At 68.6% G+C, this 15,753-nt stretch carries 16 protein-coding genes and 1 riboswitch; of the genes, 11 read left to right on the top strand and 5 right to left on the bottom strand.

What is annotated here, in order from left to right; genetic code table 11:
• Window positions 1–90 precede the first annotated feature (90 nt).
• Window positions 91–702, bottom strand: coding sequence for a TetR/AcrR family transcriptional regulator (locus EGT67_RS21545; protein WP_127918143.1), 612 nt, complete (start codon window positions 700–702; stop codon window positions 91–93).
• A gap of 183 nt (window positions 703–885) precedes the next feature.
• Here EGT67_RS21545 and EGT67_RS21540 point away from each other — a divergent pair, with 183 nt between their 5' ends.
• Window positions 886–1,962, top strand: coding sequence for an alpha/beta hydrolase (locus EGT67_RS21540; RefSeq protein WP_127918142.1), 1,077 nt, complete (start codon window positions 886–888; stop codon window positions 1,960–1,962).
• A gap of 6 nt (window positions 1,963–1,968) precedes the next feature.
• Here the strand turns inward: EGT67_RS21540 and EGT67_RS21535 are convergent, their stop codons facing one another.
• The gene (locus EGT67_RS21535; RefSeq protein ID WP_127918141.1) at window positions 1,969–2,394 is read right to left on the bottom strand and encodes a VOC family protein; all 426 of its coding nucleotides are present in this window, start codon (window positions 2,392–2,394) and stop codon (window positions 1,969–1,971) included.
• A 114-nt stretch (window positions 2,395–2,508) separates the two neighbouring features.
• The gene (locus tag EGT67_RS21530; RefSeq protein ID WP_127918140.1) at window positions 2,509–3,591 is read right to left on the bottom strand and encodes a 3-deoxy-7-phosphoheptulonate synthase; all 1,083 of its coding nucleotides are present in this window, start codon (window positions 3,589–3,591) and stop codon (window positions 2,509–2,511) included.
• A 307-nt stretch (window positions 3,592–3,898) separates the two neighbouring features.
• Between EGT67_RS21530 and EGT67_RS21525 the strand changes: the two genes are divergently transcribed.
• From EGT67_RS21525 to metE, 7 genes are all read left to right on the top strand, one after another.
• Window positions 3,899–4,240: an ArsR/SmtB family transcription factor gene (locus EGT67_RS21525; RefSeq protein WP_206612457.1), complete on the top strand. Its 342-nt coding sequence runs from the start codon at window positions 3,899–3,901 to the stop codon at window positions 4,238–4,240.
• A 2-nt stretch (window positions 4,241–4,242) separates the two neighbouring features.
• Complete coding sequence (locus EGT67_RS21520; protein WP_127918138.1) at window positions 4,243–4,728, top strand: SRPBCC family protein; 486 nt, start codon at window positions 4,243–4,245, stop codon at window positions 4,726–4,728.
• A 100-nt stretch (window positions 4,729–4,828) separates the two neighbouring features.
• Window positions 4,829–5,773: an ABC transporter ATP-binding protein gene (locus EGT67_RS21515; RefSeq protein WP_127918137.1), complete on the top strand. Its 945-nt coding sequence runs from the start codon at window positions 4,829–4,831 to the stop codon at window positions 5,771–5,773.
• On the top strand, window positions 5,770–6,546 hold the full coding sequence (locus EGT67_RS21510; protein ID WP_127918136.1) for an ABC transporter permease: 777 nt from the start codon (window positions 5,770–5,772) through the stop codon (window positions 6,544–6,546). Before EGT67_RS21515 ends, EGT67_RS21510 begins: the two co-directional genes overlap by 4 nt.
• A 10-nt stretch (window positions 6,547–6,556) precedes the next feature.
• Window positions 6,557–7,672 (top strand): sensor histidine kinase, encoded by a 1,116-nt coding sequence (locus tag EGT67_RS21505; protein WP_241566165.1) that lies wholly within the window; start codon window positions 6,557–6,559, stop codon window positions 7,670–7,672.
• On the top strand, window positions 7,669–8,277 hold the full coding sequence (locus EGT67_RS21500) for a response regulator transcription factor (RefSeq protein WP_127918134.1): 609 nt from the start codon (window positions 7,669–7,671) through the stop codon (window positions 8,275–8,277). The genes EGT67_RS21505 and EGT67_RS21500 overlap by 4 nt, the downstream gene beginning before the upstream one ends.
• Before the next feature lie 96 nt (window positions 8,278–8,373).
• A riboswitch (cobalamin riboswitch) is annotated at window positions 8,374–8,550 on the top strand.
• Between the two features lie 162 nt (window positions 8,551–8,712).
• Window positions 8,713–10,974 (top strand): 5-methyltetrahydropteroyltriglutamate--homocysteine S-methyltransferase, encoded by a 2,262-nt coding sequence (gene metE, locus EGT67_RS21495; protein ID WP_164877631.1) that lies wholly within the window; start codon window positions 8,713–8,715, stop codon window positions 10,972–10,974.
• 53 nt (window positions 10,975–11,027) lie between these two features.
• Here the strand turns inward: metE and EGT67_RS21490 are convergent, their stop codons facing one another.
• Window positions 11,028–11,951 carry a LysR family transcriptional regulator gene (locus EGT67_RS21490; protein ID WP_127918132.1) on the bottom strand — a complete coding sequence of 308 codons (924 nt, stop codon included), beginning with the start codon at window positions 11,949–11,951 and terminating at the stop codon, window positions 11,028–11,030.
• Window positions 11,952–12,034: 83 nt separating this feature from the next.
• On the opposite strand from EGT67_RS21490, the gene EGT67_RS21485 reads away from it, so the two are divergent.
• Window positions 12,035–13,105, top strand: a complete 1,071-nt coding sequence (locus EGT67_RS21485; protein ID WP_127918131.1) for a YeiH family protein — start codon at window positions 12,035–12,037, stop codon at window positions 13,103–13,105.
• A gap of 706 nt (window positions 13,106–13,811) precedes the next feature.
• Entirely contained in the window at window positions 13,812–14,294 is a 483-nt protein-coding gene (locus tag EGT67_RS21475; protein WP_127918130.1) for a GNAT family N-acetyltransferase, read from the top strand.
• Between the two features lie 384 nt (window positions 14,295–14,678).
• Here EGT67_RS21475 and EGT67_RS21470 read toward each other — a convergent pair whose 3' ends face one another.
• Window positions 14,679–15,317: a CGNR zinc finger domain-containing protein gene (locus EGT67_RS21470; RefSeq protein ID WP_241566164.1), complete on the bottom strand. Its 639-nt coding sequence runs from the start codon at window positions 15,315–15,317 to the stop codon at window positions 14,679–14,681.
• Window positions 15,318–15,393: 76 nt separating this feature from the next.
• Here EGT67_RS21470 and EGT67_RS21465 point away from each other — a divergent pair, with 76 nt between their 5' ends.
• Window positions 15,394–15,729: a VOC family protein gene (locus tag EGT67_RS21465; RefSeq protein ID WP_127918129.1), complete on the top strand. Its 336-nt coding sequence runs from the start codon at window positions 15,394–15,396 to the stop codon at window positions 15,727–15,729.
• Window positions 15,730–15,753 lie beyond the last annotated feature (24 nt).

Below are 15,753 nucleotides of genomic sequence, written 5' to 3'. Positions count from 1 at the left end.
CGGCGGAATCCGCGCCCATCGAGTACAGACCGGTGCCGAGCGCGGAATTCATCGCGGGTCGGCGAGACACGTGCCGGCGCCCGGAAGCGGCTACGCGGCGGCGACGGGGGCGGCGACGGCCAGACCGGCGAACACCTTCGCGAACGACGCGAGGGATACCTCCACCTCGTCCGCCCGCCCGTCGGCGAGCCAACCGAGGATGAGGCCGTCGATGGCGGTGGTGACCATTCGACTGAGCACCGGAATCGGCACGCTCCACTCGACTCCGGCCGTCTCCGCGAGGCGCACGAGAAATCTTCCCGTGGAGGCGTAGTACTCGCGGTACTGCCACTCCGCGATGTCGCTCCGGTCGGGCGCACGCAGCGCTCCGACCGTGAGTTCGTAGAACACCAACTGCTTCTCGGGCTGGACGCTCACGGGCTTCCACAGACCCATGAGCCCCCTGAACAGCGACTCCTCGACGTCGGCTCCCGGAGTCAGGTTTCCCAACGCGGTCTCCGCCATCCCCGCGACCACCTCGCGGGTGAGTTCCCGGAGCAACTCCTCCTTGGTACTGAAGCAGTAGTGGAACACGCTCTGCTGAACACCCGCCTCCGCACAGATCGCGCGGGTACTCGCCGCGGCCAGCCCGACTTCCGCCGTCACCCGAATCGCCGCGTCGATGAGTTCCCTACGCCGCTGATCGACCGAAACGTATGCCATCGCAACCTTTCCCGACCGGCCCCGAGGATATGAATGGACCGCTTGGTCGGCAGCGTAGTGCCCGAACGTGTCCGAGACCAGGATTGGACTCACTCGATGAGCGCCGCGGTTACACCCTTGTTTCCAGGTCGGTCGGTTGACACACTTCATCGCGAAGGTCGACCGACGGAAGGACGGATGACGATGGGGAACAAGGGACTGGACACGGCTCTCGAGGCGGTCGTCCGCACCGCGGCCACCGCCGTCGGATCGCTTCCCTCGACACTCAAGCGCGTGCTCGCCGGCAGGCCCGTCCGCAGCGACGGCCAGGTGTTGGACACCGAGATCCAGATCATGCTCAAGATGCTTGCGCTGCTGCCGGATTCGGATTTCGAGCAGCTGTCGTTGGAGCAGTCCCGCGCGCAGATCGACATGGAGGCGCGGCTCGTCAGTGGCCGCCCCATCCCGATGTCGTCCGTCGAGGCGCTGTCGATCCCGGGTCCTGCCGGGGCGATCCCCGCCCGCCTGTTCCGGCCGGAGGGGCTGCCGCCGTCCGCGCCGCTGCTCGTCTACTTCCACGGGGGCGGATTCGTGCTCGGCAGTCTCGACAGCCACGACAGCCTGTGCCGCTTCCTCGCCCGGCACGCGGAGGTCGGGGTGCTCGCCGTCGACTACCGGCTCGCGCCCGAGCACGTGTTCCCGGCGGCCGTCGACGACGCGGTCGCGGCGTTCCGTTTCGCGGCGGAGAACGCGGACGCGCTGGGCTTCGATCCGGGCCGGGTGGCCGTCGCCGGCGACAGCGCCGGCGGCAATCTCGCCACCGTCGTCGCCCAGCTCACCCGCGACGGCGGACCCCGTCCCGCGTTCCAGATGCTGTTCTTCCCGTGGCTGGACCTGACCACCAAGCGCAGGTCGTACGAGCTGTTCAGTGACGGATACTTCCTCACCGAGGCCCAGATCGACTGGTATACAAAGCACTACACACCGTCGGCGAGCGATCGCACCGACCCGCGGGCGTCCCCGATCCTCACCGAGGATCTGAGCGGACTGCCGCCCGCCTACATCGCGCTCGCCGGGTTCGACGTCCTCCGCGACGAGGGCGTCGAGTACGCCGCGCGACTGCGCGCGGCCGGGGTCCCGACGACCCTGCGGATCCACCGCGGGCTCATCCACGCCTTCGTCAACCTCACCGGCTACGGGCAGGCCGGGACCGATGCGCTGTTCGAGGCTGCGGGCGCGCTCCGCGTCGGACTGTCCTTCGCCGGTCGCGCCGTCGGCTGACTCCGGTCAGGACACGCAGAACTCGTTGCCCTCCGGGTCCGTCATGGTGATCCAGCTGCTGGGTCCCTGCTGCCCGCGGTGCAGGATCGACGCTCCGGCCTCGACCAGTTGCGCGGCCACGTCCTCGCGCCGGTCCCCCACCCGGACGTCGAAGTGCAGTCGGTTCTTGGCCGACTTGCCCTCCGGCACCAGCTGGAACAGCACCCGTGGGCGTTGCGGATGCTCCGGGTCGCGGATGGCCGCGCCCTCCCGCCAGACGAGCACGCCCTCGAACACGGTCGTGTCCGACTGCTGCGCATGTCCGGCGGCGACGAGGCCCCGAATGAACTCCTCGTCGCTGGGTTCGACCTGCCAGCCCAGGGTGTTCGCCCACCACTTGGCCTGCTGGTGCGGGTCCTTCGCGTCGACGGTGATCTGAATTTCGTATGCCATGTGCCGACGCTACTGCCGGGCACCGACAGGCGCGGGGCAGCGCTCGAACCTACGCCGGAAAGCAGCGCTGCTCCGCGGCCACGGCCGCGGAGCAGCGAGCAGGACAATCGCGTGTCACTCGCCCTTGCGGCGGGTGGCGACCGCTGCGGCGAGACGGTCGAGGGTCGCCGCGGTGGTGTTCCAGTCGATGCACGCGTCGGTGATGGACTGGCCGTAGGTGAGTTCGTCGGCGTGGCCCAGCGTCAGGTCCTGCCGTCCGGCCTCGATGAAGCTCTCGAGCATGATGCCGACGACGGCCTTGTCACCGGCCGCGATGCGCTCGGCGATATCGGCCGCGACGTCCACCTGCTTGTTGTGGTCCTTGCGGCTGTTGCCGTGGCTCGCATCGATGACGACGCGCTCCGGCAGGCCCGACTTGCGCAGCCGCACCATCGTGTCGGCGACGGTCTCGGCGTCGTAGTTCGGACCGTCGGTGCCGCCGCGCAGGATGACGTGGCAGTCCGGGTTCCCGACCGTGTGGATGAGCGCGGCCTGGCCCTCGAGGTCGGTGCCGGGGAACACGTGGCTGGCCGCCGCGGCGCGGGTGCCGTCGACCGCCACCTGGACGTCGCCCTCGGTGGAGTTCTTGATGCCGACCGGCATGGACAGCGCGCTGCACAGCTGGCGGTGCACCTGGCTGGCCGCGGTCCGGGCACCGATCGCGCCGTACGTGACCAGGTCGGCGATGTACTGCGGGATGATCGGGTCGAGGAACTCGCAGCCCACCGGCAGCCCCAGACGGGAGATGTCGAGCAGCAGCTTGCGGCCCATCCGCAGACCGGTGTTGATGTCGAACGTGCCGTCGAGGTGCGGGTCGTTCAGCAGACCCTTCCAGCCCAGCGTGGTGCGCGGCTTCTCGAAGTAGACACGCATGACGATCTGCAGGTCGTCGCGCAGCTCCTCGGCCTTCGCGGCCAGGCGGCGGGCGTAGTCCATCGCGGCCTCGGGGTCGTGCACCGAGCACGGGCCGACCACGACGACGAGACGGTCGTCGTCGCCGTTGAGGATGTTCACGGTGTCGGCGCGACCCGAACGCACGGTCGCAGCGGCCACCTCGTCGGGGGTGTGCTCGGCACGGACCACGGAAGGTGCCACCAGCGGACTGATGCTGACGGTGCGCTGATCGTCGAGGCGCTGGTCGTTTGCGATAACGGTCATCGGTGTTCGGTTTCCTGTTCTCAGGCCGACCCTCGAAGACTGAAGAATCCCAGCGAGCCGGTCTGTCATCCGGCTCTAGGGTGGAAGATTTGTCAGCGCGTGGTTACGCCGACCGACCCACCCAGGGCCGGCCTGCTAAACCAGAAATAGGTAGCTGACACGCGGTCCACGTTAACGGGTCTCGCCCCGACGCGCACCACCTCCCCCTCGAACGAGACGACGATCACACGTCGAATGCCCGGCCGCGACGCCGCACTCGCCGTCCGACGAGGTTTGACATACAACCAATCGGTTGTACGTTGGAACGGTGAGCAGAGACGACGAGGACCGGGCGGACGCCCTGTTCCACGCGCTCGCCGACCGCACCCGGCGCGACATCCTGCGCCGCGTCCTGGCCGGTGAGCACTCGGTTTCCGCGCTCGCGGCGAAGTACGACATGAGCTTCGCCGCCGTTCAGAAGCACGTCTCCGTGCTGGAGAACGCGGGCCTGCTCACCAAGCGACGCCGTGGCCGGGAGCAGTTGGCCAGCGGCGACGTGGCCGCGGTGCGCTCGGTGGCATCCATGCTCACCGAACTCGAGGAGGTGTGGCGCGGGCGCATCGCACGTATCGACGAACTCATCGCACTCGACTCGACCAAGGAGGACTGAGCATGCCTGTCACCGATGTGAAGCACGATCTCGAGACTCGCACCCTGACCATCACCGCCGAGTTCGCGGCGCCGGTGGAGCGGATCTGGCAGGTCTACGCCGACCCGCGCCAGCTGGAGAAGGTGTGGGGACCGCCCGAGTGCCCCGCGACGGTCGTCGACCACGAGCTCGCGCCGGGCGGACGCGTGACGTACTACATGACCGGCCCCGGCGGCGAGAAGTTCGCCGGCTACTGGGAGGTCTCGGCGGTCGACGAGCCGCGGAGCTTCTCGTTCGCCGACGGCTTCGCCGACGAGGATTTCAACCCGAATCCCGAACTGCCGGTGTCGAAGAACGTCTACACCTTCACCGAGCACGACGGCGGCACGCGGGCCACCTACACGAGCACCTTCGAGTCCGCGGAGGCGCTCCAGAAGGTACTGGACATGGGCGTGACCGAGGGGGCGACGTCGGCGATCAACCAGATCGACGAGCTTCTCGCATCCTGATCCGCGCAGCTGCCCCGGCGTCGGCCCCTGACAAATGTCACGGTCCGTTCGTGACGGACGTGTGAGGGCCGGGCGGGATCTCCCGGGCAGATTCGAGGGCATGACCACAGCGCAGACCCTTTCCCCACTCGGGCCGAGCCCGCACACCGCGGACCCGGTGCGCCTGACCGGAATCCACAAGCACTTCGGTCAGGTGCACGCCGTCCGGGGCCTGGACCTGACGATCCGCCCCGGCGAGGTGGTGGCCTTCCTCGGCCCCAACGGTGCCGGCAAGACCACCACGGTCGACATGATTCTCGGTCTCACGCGGCCGAGTTCGGGCACGGTCGAGGTGTTCGGGACGGCACCCCGGGACGCCATCGCTCGGGGGTGGGTGTCGGCGGTGATGCAGACCGGAGGGTTGCTGCCAGAACTGACCGTCGGCGAGACCGTGCAACTGACCGCCAGCCTGTATCCGCGGCCGCGCCCGGTCGACGAGGTGCTGCGCCGCGCCGGCATCCTCGACATCACCGATCGACCGGTCCGCAAGTGCTCGGGTGGGCAGCAGCAACGGCTGCGGTTCGCGATGGCGCTGCTGCCCGATCCGTCGCTGATCCTGCTCGACGAACCGACCGCGGGCATGGATGTCGAGGGCCGGCGCGGGTTCTGGGTGGCGATCCGGTCCGATGCCGACGCGGGCCGCACCGTCGTCTTCGCCACCCACTACCTCGAGGAGGCCGACGCGTACGCCGACCGGATCGTGCTGGTGCGACGCGGACAGATCGTGGCCGACGGGACCGCCGCCGAGGTCAAGGCCATGGCGGCCGGGCGGACCCTGCGCGCGACGGTTCCCGGCGCGGACGCCGCACTGCTGCAGTCCATTCCGCACGCGGACGCCGTCGAACTGCGCGGCGAGACGCTCGTCGTGCACTCGGCGGACACCGACGCGGTGGCCCGCCATCTGCTCACCCGCACCGATGCGCGCGACCTCGAAATCGCCTCGCGCGGACTCGAAGACGCCTTCATCGCGCTCACCACCGACCACACCGAAGGACAGGCCCGATGAACACACTCGCCCCCCGCGGCCGGACCGTCCGCCTCGGCGCCTTCAACTCCACGCTGCTGCGACTGGAGCTGCGCCGACTGTTACGGAACCGGCGGACCGCGATCTTCACGCTCGTGATGCCCGCGGTGTTCTTCCTCGTCTTCGGCCTCGGCCAGGGCTACGCCGACGAGAGCGCCGGCCGCGGCAACGTCACCGCCTACGTCATGATCAGCATGGCGCTGTACGGCGCGATGATCGCGACCACCAGCACCGGCGCGGCCGTGTCCGTGGAACGCGCGTCCGGATGGAGCCGGCAACTGCGGCTCACCCCGCTGTCCCCGCTCGCCTACATCGCGGTGAAGCTCGTGGTCGCGATGACGCTGGGACTGGTCGCGCTGGCGGTCGTCTACGCCGTCGGCGCGTTCACCTCCGCGCGGATGGACGGATCATTGTGGCTGACGACGGCGGTGATCGCGTGGCTCGGTTCCTCGGTCTTCGCGGCGTTCGGCCTCTTCATGGGATACCTGCTGCCGAGCGAGAACGTCATGCAGATCCTGGGCCCCGGGCTGGCACTGATGGCGTTCGGCGGCGGCCTGTTCATTCCCCTGCAGGACGACTCGGTGTGGGCGACGATCGCGCAGTTCACCCCCATGTACGGCATCGGGAACCTGGTGCACGCCCCGCTCACCGGCGACGCCGTCCGGTGGACGTGGATCGCCAACGTCGTGGTGTGGCTCGGGATCTTCGTCGGCGGTTCCGTGTGGCGGTTCCAGCGCGACACCGCCCGTGTATAGCGTGGTCGACGTGATCAGCACCGAACGCCCCGCCGCAGTGCAGCGGTGGGGCCGCTTCGGCATCGTCTTCGCCGCCGTGTGGCTCGTGTTCCTCGCCGAGCCGCTCCAGCACGGGTGGGAGGAACGCGGCCGTCCGAGCGCCTGGATCGGGATCGCGGCGACCATCGCCTTCGGCATCGTCTTTCTGTTGGTGTTCTCGGACTCCCGGCGCGGCCGCCTCCAGCGGCGCGAGACGCGGCCACCGCTGCCCCGGGCGCTCCTCGAACTCGGCGTCCTCACCGGGCTCGCGGTCGTGATGACCGTGACGCTCGGCGAATCCGGCCTGGCCGCTTCGGTGTTCCTGGCCGTCGCCGGCGTGGCCCTGTTGCCGGTGATCGCCGGCGGAACGTTCGCGCTCGCCGTCGCCGGAGCCGTGGAACTGCTCGCCACCCGTGCGGGATGGAACGTGTCGAGCCTGCCGCTCGCGGTGTGCGCGGCGGCCTTCGCGATGGCCGGCGTCATCGCGCTGTTGAACCGCAACATCGCACTGCTGAACCGCCGCGAGGAGGACGAGCGGCGCGCGGTGCAGGAGGAGCGCGGCCGTATCGCCCGCGATCTGCACGACATCCTGGGACATTCCCTCACCGTCATCACGGTCAAGGCCCAGCTCGCGAACCGACTGCTCGACGTCGACGTGGACCGGGCCCGAACCGAACTGGACGATCTCGAACGCCTGTCGCGGGATGCACTCGCCGACGTCCGATCGGCCGTCGAAGGGTTCCGCGGCGTCTCGCTGCCTGTCGAGATCGCCCGCGCCCGTGAGGCGTTGCGGGCCGCCGGAATCGAGGCCGACCTGCCCAACAGCACCGATGCCGTCCCCACCCGGCTACGGGAGCTGTTCGCCTGGACCGTGCGGGAGTCGGTGACGAACGTCGTGCGGCACAGCGGCGCAGCCCGATGCACGGTCACGATCGACGACCGTCACGTGTCCGTGGTCGACGACGGCGTGGGAACAGACGAGCTTCTCGCGGGCAACGGGCTGACCGGGCTCCGGGAGCGCGCCGCGGCATCCGGCGCCCGGGTGATCGTCACCCACCCCCGGCCGCGAGGCTTCTCGGTCCAGGTCATCGCCGAGGGGGCACCGTGACGATCCGACTGCTGCTGGCCGACGACCAGGCTCTCGTGCGCGGAGCACTCGCCGCCCTGTTGGAACTCGAGCCCGACCTCGACGTCGTGGCCGAGGTGGGACGCGGCGACGAGGTAGCGGCGGCGGCCGCCCTGCACCGTCCGGACGTCGCCCTGCTCGACGTGGAAATGCCAGGGCTGGACGGAATCTCGGCCACCGTCGCGCTGCGCGAGGCCGCGCCCGACACGCGCGTCCTGATCGTGACGACGTTCGGTCGCCCCGGATATCTGCGCCGGGCACTGCAGGCCGGCGCATCCGGCTTCGTAGTCAAGGACACTCCCGCGCGTCAACTGGCCGACGCCGTTCGGCGCGTTCATGCCGGACTGCGTGTGGTCGATCCGACGCTCGCGGCCGACAGCCTCGTCAGCGGGGAGTCGCCGCTCACCGAGCGCGAGACCGAGGTGCTCCTGGCCGCCCGCGACGGTGCCTCCGTCGCGTCCATCGCGGCCACGTTGTTCCTCTCCGCCGGTACGGTCCGCAACCACCTGTCGTCGGCGATCGGCAAGACCGGCGCGGAGAACCGCACGGAGGCCGTTCGAATAGCGGACGCCAACGGTTGGCTCTAGACGTCTGCCGTGGACGTCCTATGCTGGACGATGCAGCTGGTTCGCCTGGCGCGGTCGTGAGGAGCCCCGAAGACCGCCCCGGCGTCGAAGCATTCGCGGTCGCGAGACCGACGGGTGCGAGAGGGAACCCGGTGGAAGTCCGGGACTGTCCCGCAGCGGTGAGTGGGAACGACCGCCGTCACACGCACTGGACCGACAGGTCTGGGAAGCGACGGCCAGTAGGTTCGGCGGTTTCGCAACCGCCCGAGCGCCCACGAGTCCGAAGACCTGCCGGCTGTGTCGGGCACGCCGTGCCCGACGGTCCACCGCCTCGTGGAAAAGGCGAGTAGATCGGCTCGGTACTTCGTGCTGCCCGCTGGCGGGCGCGCACCAGGGGCTCGCTTCTTCTCGTCTGCCGGCGGTGACCATCCACGCTGTGAGCAACTGGAGAACACCGTGACATCCGCTTTCACCGCAACCGTGCTGGGCTCCCCGCGCATCGGACCCCGTCGCGAACTCAAGAAGGCAGTCGAGGCCTACTGGGCCGGGAACCTCGACGCCGCCGCACTCGAATCGGTCGGCAGGGAACTGCGCCGACAGACGTGGACCGAACTGGTCGAGTCGGGCATCGACTCCGTCCCGGTCAACGTCTTCTCGTACTACGACCAGATGCTCGACACCGCCGCGATGCTGGGGGCGCTGCCCGAGCGGGTCACCGGGATCGGCGACGAACTGGACCGATACTTCGCGGCCGCCCGCGGCAACGCCGACGTGGCTCCGCTCGAGATGACGAAGTGGTTCGACACCAACTACCACTACCTCGTTCCCGAGATCACCCCGGCGACGACGTTCACGCTCCACCCGGCGAAGGTGCTCGGCGAGGTCGAGGAGGCTCGGGCACTGGGCGTTCCGGCCCGCCCGGTGGTGATCGGCCCGGTCACCTTCCTGCTGCTGGCGAAGTTCGAGAACCAGTCGCCGCTGGACCGCCTCGACGACATCGTTCCGCTGTACGCGGATCTGCTGGGCAGGCTCGCCGACGCCGGTGTCGAGTGGGTCCAGATCGACGAACCGGCGCTGGTCGCCGACCGCACCGGTGCCGAACTCGCCGCGACGCGGGCGGTGTACGACCGCCTCGCCGCCGTGGACCACCGCCCGGCAATCCTGGTGGCGTCGTACTTCGGTGACCTCGGGGACGCGTTGCCGACACTCGCCGAGACCGGGGTCGAAGGCATCGCCGTCGACCTCGTCGCGGGCTCGCTCGACTCGGTCGCCTCGACGCCGGGGCTCGAGCGCAAGCACGTCGTCGCGGGTGTCGTCGACGGCCGCAACGTCTGGCGCAACGGGCTCGACGGATCGCTGGAGATCCTCGAAACCCTTCGGGAGCGTGCGGGTTCCGTGGCCGTGTCAACGTCGTGCTCGTTGCTGCACGTCCCCTACACGCTCGAGGGCGAGGACGGCCTCGACCGCGCACTGCGGTCGTGGCTGGCGTTCGGCTCGGAGAAGATCGGCGAGGTCGCCGCTCTCGCGACCGCTCTACGGCACGGGCGTGACACGATCGCGGACGAACTGTCCGACGCCCGCGCCGCGGCAGCGACGCGGGCCGCCGATCCGCGCCTGCACGACGACGCGATCCGCGACCGCCTCGCCGCCCTGACGGACGCCGACCGCACGCGCATCCCGGCGGCCGATCGTCGCGCCGTCCAGGCCATCGACCTGCCCCTGCCGCAGCTGCCGACCACCACGATCGGTTCGTACCCGCAGACCACCGCGATCCGCGTGGCCCGCGCCGCCCTGCGCAAGGGTGACATCGATCAGGCCGAGTACGAGCGCCGCATGCGGGCGGAGATCGCCGATGTGGTTGCGCTGCAGGAGAAGCTGGGGCTGGATGTGCTCGTCCACGGCGAGCCCGAACGCAACGACATGGTCCAGTACTTCGCCGAACAGCTCGACGGGTTCTTCGCCACCGCGAACGGTTGGGTGCAGTCGTACGGCAGCCGCTGCGTCCGCCCGCCGATCCTGTTCGGCGACGTGCGGCGGCCCAAGCCCATGACGGTCGACTGGATCTCGTACGCGCAGTCGCTCACCGACAAGCCGGTCAAGGGCATGCTCACCGGCCCCGTCACGATCCTGGCGTGGTCGTTCGTGCGTGACGACCAGCCGCTCGCGGAGTCGGCCGACCAGGTCGCCCTCGCGATCCGTGACGAGACGATCGACCTCGAGGCGTCCGGCGCGAGGGTGATCCAGGTGGACGAGCCGGCGCTGCGGGAGCTGCTGCCGCTGCGGGCGGCCGACCAGCCCGCCTACCTGGACTGGGCCGTCGGCGCCTTCCGACTTGCGACGTCGGGCATCGCCGACACGACCGCGATCCACACCCACCTGTGCTATTCGGAGTTCGGTGAGGTCATCGCCGCGATCGCGGGCTTGGACGCCGACGTCACGTCCATCGAGGCGGCCCGGTCGCACATGGAGATTCTCGACGACCTCAACGCCGTCGGCTTCGATCTGGGCGTGGGCCCCGGCGTCTACGACATCCACTCGCCGCGAGTGCCGTCGGTCGACGAGATCGCCGCGTCGCTGCGTGCGGCGCTGAAGGCCGTCCCCGTCGAGCGGCTGTGGGCCAACCCGGACTGCGGCCTCAAGACCCGTGGCAACGTCGAGGTGGAGGCGTCGCTCCGGAACCTCGTCGAGGCCGCGCGCCTGGTGCGTGCCGAGATCTAGAAGACCGACCCCGGTGTCCCGGTCCCGTGTGGCCGGGACACCGGAGGCCCCGCTCACGCTCGTCGTCGCGCGAGGCGTTCGCTTCCGAAATCGCGTGCCATCCGCACCAACTCGTCCGCGGCGGTGTGCAGTGGCCCCTGCGCGCTCCACACGGCGCGCAGGGTCCGATCGAGCTTCAGCCCGTCGACCTCCACCACCGTGAGATCACCGGACGCGACGGCGTCCGCGACCGCGAGAGTGCTCAACACCGCGGGCCCCACCCCCGCCAGAACGCTGCTCCGGATCGCGCCCGAACTGCCGAGTTCCAGGAGCGGGGCGGCCCGCGGGTGGGGTTCGAGCGCGAGGTCCAGCGTGGTCCGCGTACCCGAACCGGGCTCGCGGACGATCAACGGTGTCATCGCGAGTTCGGGCGCGGTAACGGGCCGGGTGCGGGTCGCCCACGGATGCCCCGGGTGGACGACGATCACCAGGCGATCCCGAGCTACGGGCGTACTCTCGAGCCGCTTCGGGATGGTCGGCGACTCGACGAAGCCCAACTCGCACGAGCCGTCGGAGATCTGCTCGAACACTCGCAGGGAGTTCTGCACCTCGAGATGGATCGTCAGCTCCGGATGCGACTGGCGAAAGCGGCCCAACCACAACGGCATCAGATGCTCAGCGACGGTCATGCTGGCACTCACGCGCAGTCCGCGCGACCGTTCCGCCCGCAGGCCGTCGACTACTTCGAGCAGCTTCTCCGTGTCGTCCAATATCTTTCGAGCCCAGTAGGCCACCACAGTCCCGCTGGGCGTGAGGACCGATCCGGTGGTGCTACGTCGCAGCAGCGTCATCCCGAACCGGCGTTCCAACTGCTTGATGCAGCGACTCGCGTTGGGCTGCGCCATTCCCACGAGTCGACTTGCAGCGCTGAGACTTCCACAGTCACTGACGTTGACCAACAATTCGAGCGCAGTGAAGTCGAGCGACCGGGGAGACATGCGTCGAGTGTATGGCGGCCGGGAAGATCATATCAATTCGATATGAGGTGTTGCCCAATCGAGCTCTACCGAACAAACGACCGATGGAGGATCGTTGTCCTGTGAAATCCGAACTGGGGCAGCAAGACGAACTGGTCGCTCCACCCCCCTCCCCCGCAGCCGCCTCTCGACTGGACGGAGTCCGTGCCTACGTGCCGGGCATTGCACTGTCGGCCGCCGCGGCCGCCATCGCGATGGGCATCAGGCACTTCGTCCCCACGCTGAGCCCACTGCTGATCGCGATCGTGATGGGCGCGCTGGTGGCCAATCTGGTTGTGCTGCCCGCGAGTTTCGGTGCGGGAATCACATTCTCGTCCAAGAAGCTTCTGCGGGTCGGGATCGCACTGCTCGGTCTGCAGCTGGTTCTGAGCGACATCCTGGGACTCGGATGGGGCGTCATCGCGATGGTCGTCGCGATCGTCGTTCTCGGAATCGTCGGCACCATGTTCGTGGGCGGCCTGCTGGGCCTCTCGTGGACCCAACGGGTGCTCATCGCCTGCGGCTTCTCCATCTGCGGTGCCGCGGCGGTGGCCGCAGCGGACGGTGTCGTGGAGGCGGAGGAGGAAGAGGTCCTCACCGCCGTGGCGCTCGTCGTGATCTTCGGCACGCTGATGATTCCGACCATCCCACTGCTCTCGAACGCGCTCGGATTCGACGACATGCAGGCGGGACTGTGGGCAGGCGGATCGATCCACGAGGTCGCGCAGGTCGTCGCCGCCGGCGGGATCATCGGCACCGCGGCCCTGACCGTGGCGACGATCGTCAAGCTGGCCCGGGTCCTCATGCTGGCCCCCGTGATGGCCGTCCTGAGCGTGATGCAGCGCCGGCGGTCGGTCGAGCAGAGCACCACCTCCACGCGACCCCCGCTGGTTCCGTTCTTCGTCGTCGCGTTCCTCGGGTTCGTGGTCATCCGTTCGATGGGATTCGTTCCGGCAGGCGTCCTTTCCGTGGCGAGCTGGCTGCAGACCGCACTGTTGACGGCCGCGATGTTCGCGCTGGGTGCCGGCGTCCGCATCGCGACGATCAAGAAGGTCGGCATCCGGCCCTTCGTCCTCGCCGCCGCGTCGACGGTCTGGGTGGCGCTCATCGCGCTCGTCGGGGTCCTGCTGGTCTGAACCGAATACTCCTGGGGACAACGCCCGGGCCTGCCGCGCGATCCGTCGCGCGGCAGGTCTCGGCGCCTCGTCCTGCGGGCGGCTACGGCCCATCAGACAGATCAGATGCTTCCTCCCTCCCCGGTCAGGGTGTTCACACATCAGATGCCGTTGAGTTCACCTATCGGTGCGTTGTTCGCACGAATCTCGTTTTCTCGGCACTCTGCGGTGATACGACGCAAACCATTGTTTGGTTCCGTGCGGAAACGGCATGCGGGTTCTGGGTTGGTCCTCGTCGCGGATCGTGACGGTCTTGCAGCACGCGCACGGATCGTCGGCCCGTCGGCGGTTGCACTGCACGGTCGGGTGTTCGTAGCCCAGCCTCATCGATCGTGGGCAGTCCCCCGGTTGAATCCACCCGGCCCTCAAGTGTCTGTATCTCGATCAGGCGAAGGACCAGCGCCTGCCCACTGCTCGACCTGCCGATCACCAGCCCCTACCCGGCCTGATGCATCGCGAACTTCGCCGTCGTCGCTGGATCGACCCCGCCGGCCGGGCGGGACGGCCCGAGGAAGACGCAACGGGTCGTGCACTTCCTGGCCGCCGACGCCTCCTCCTACATCACCGGACAGGCGTGGAGCGTCAACGGCGGCATGGATATGTGATCCTGACCCAACCCGAAGATCCACCCTGGTCCAGCCTCGGTGGGGCGAGGAAAATAGGGACGATGGTCGACATCTATGAGGTACCCGCAAGAGAGCCACGCCTGACGTCATTCCTCCAGGCGCAGCACACCGCCCAGATCGCCCGGCGCGGCGAATTGGTCGACGCACGCGACCGCCCGGCCCTGATCGCATTGACCGACGGCGAGACGGTCGGGGTGCTGATCTACGACATCGACGGCACGAACTGCGAAATCGTGAACATGCGCGCATCCGACCAATGGGGCGGCGTCGGCACCGCACTCATCGAACGCATCGCCCAAGTCGCCCGTGCACAAGGCTGTTCGCGACTGTGGTTGGTCACGACGAACGACAACCTCGACTCGATGCAGTTCTACCAGCGGCGCGGCTTCCGCCTGTCGGCCGTTCGATGCGGCGCAGTGGACGAGGCGAGACGGACCCTGAAGCCGGACATCCCCGACGTGGGCTACTACAAGATCCAGCTTCGGGATGAAATCGAGTTCGAGCGCGACCTCGAGCCCGCGTAGGCGAGCCCGCCCCAAAAGTACCCCTCACGCTGAATCCGAACCAAAGACCAGCCGAGCTGGAACGAGGGCAATGGCTGGCGAAGTCAGCGAGATGATCCGCCGCCGCTACCTCGACACTGACGACGAGCCGGCCGAGGAGTACAGCGTCGGCCGGCTCCATCTGAAAATGCTTGCCGCTAACCGGGGTTCTAGCGTTTACCTGCGGTGGCCCAGTTTCCGGCCCACCGGATCGCGAGCCGCCGGCTGTCCGACCCCGATGGTCCCGGCGGCATCCACGCGCCAGCGCGAGCTGGGGCTGACTCCGTGATCTGAGTCCTCTCGAAGAAGGGCAAAGGCCCCATATACGCCCTGGAAGCAGCGTGAGACCGGTCGGCCGCCGTGGTATCAGTTGATGGACCGGCCCGCGGTCAAGGGCGCGGTGGACTTGCGGTGGTGGGAGGCGCGGGCTTTGGCACGGTTTCCGCAGATGTCCATGGAGCACCAGGTCCGGCGGCGATTGCGAGAGTGGTCGTAGTAGGCCCATCGGCAGCTCGGCTCCCGGCAGGCCTTCAGCCTCGTCCACGTACCTTCGGCCACAGCCTCGGCCACGATGGCGAGAAGCCTGGCCAGCGCCGCCTCGACCGGCGTCCGGGCGCAGGCGACCAGCCGGGGCGGGGAAACGGTCACGTCGAGCATCAACGGGAAGTCTCGGGTGAGTTCGGCGAATTCGGCACGAGCGGCGGGGTTGAGGCCGTCCGGGCGTGGGCTCGATACCGGCTCGGTGTTGTTCTCCGCGATCAGCGCGCGTAGTCCCTCGCGGATCCGTTCGGCACGGTCGCGCTGCTCGGCGTTCACCACCGTCGCGACTGGCGTCAGGCCGTTAGCGTGCAACCACGTCGCCAGCTGCGGCGGGGTCGCGATCTCGTCGCTGTCGCGGCGGCGGGTGTTGATGAACTGCTCGATCGTGCGCAGCGGCATCGGCGCCGTCCCGGTTGCGAGGTCCGGCACAAGATCGGCAGTCCGCTCATTCTTCACCTCTCGCACCCTACCCGGCTAGTCGCCATGGTAGGTTACCTAACTGACGTAACCGGTACGTCAGTTAGATGAGAGGGGCTCGTTGGTGAGCGTCAGCATTGGCAACATCTGTATCGATACGAACGACCTGGCAGGCAGCACCGCCTTCTGGCAGGCAGTCACGGGGTACCAGGTCGCATCCTCGGACGAAGGCACCACCTATCTGGAGGACTCGGACAAGACCGGCGCCAGCCTGTCCCTACAGGTCGTGCCCGAAGGCCGGGAGGGCAAGAATCGGCTGCATCTGGACCTGTTCGCCGATGACCTGGCGGGCGAGGTCGACCGGATTCAGGCCCTCGGCGCGACCGAAGTGGGGCGCTTCGACGGGTGGGTCGTGCTGGCCGACCCCGAGGGCAACCAGTTCTGCGTCGTCGCCGCATAGACGCGCCCATCAACTTCACGATCC

Origin of the sequence: Prescottella agglutinans (assembly GCF_004011865.1) — a bacterium.
GTDB lineage: Bacteria > Actinomycetota > Actinomycetes > Mycobacteriales > Mycobacteriaceae > Prescottella > Prescottella agglutinans.
The sequence above is the reverse complement of the archived record's forward strand: the minus strand, read 5'-3'. Positions and strand labels throughout refer to the sequence as shown.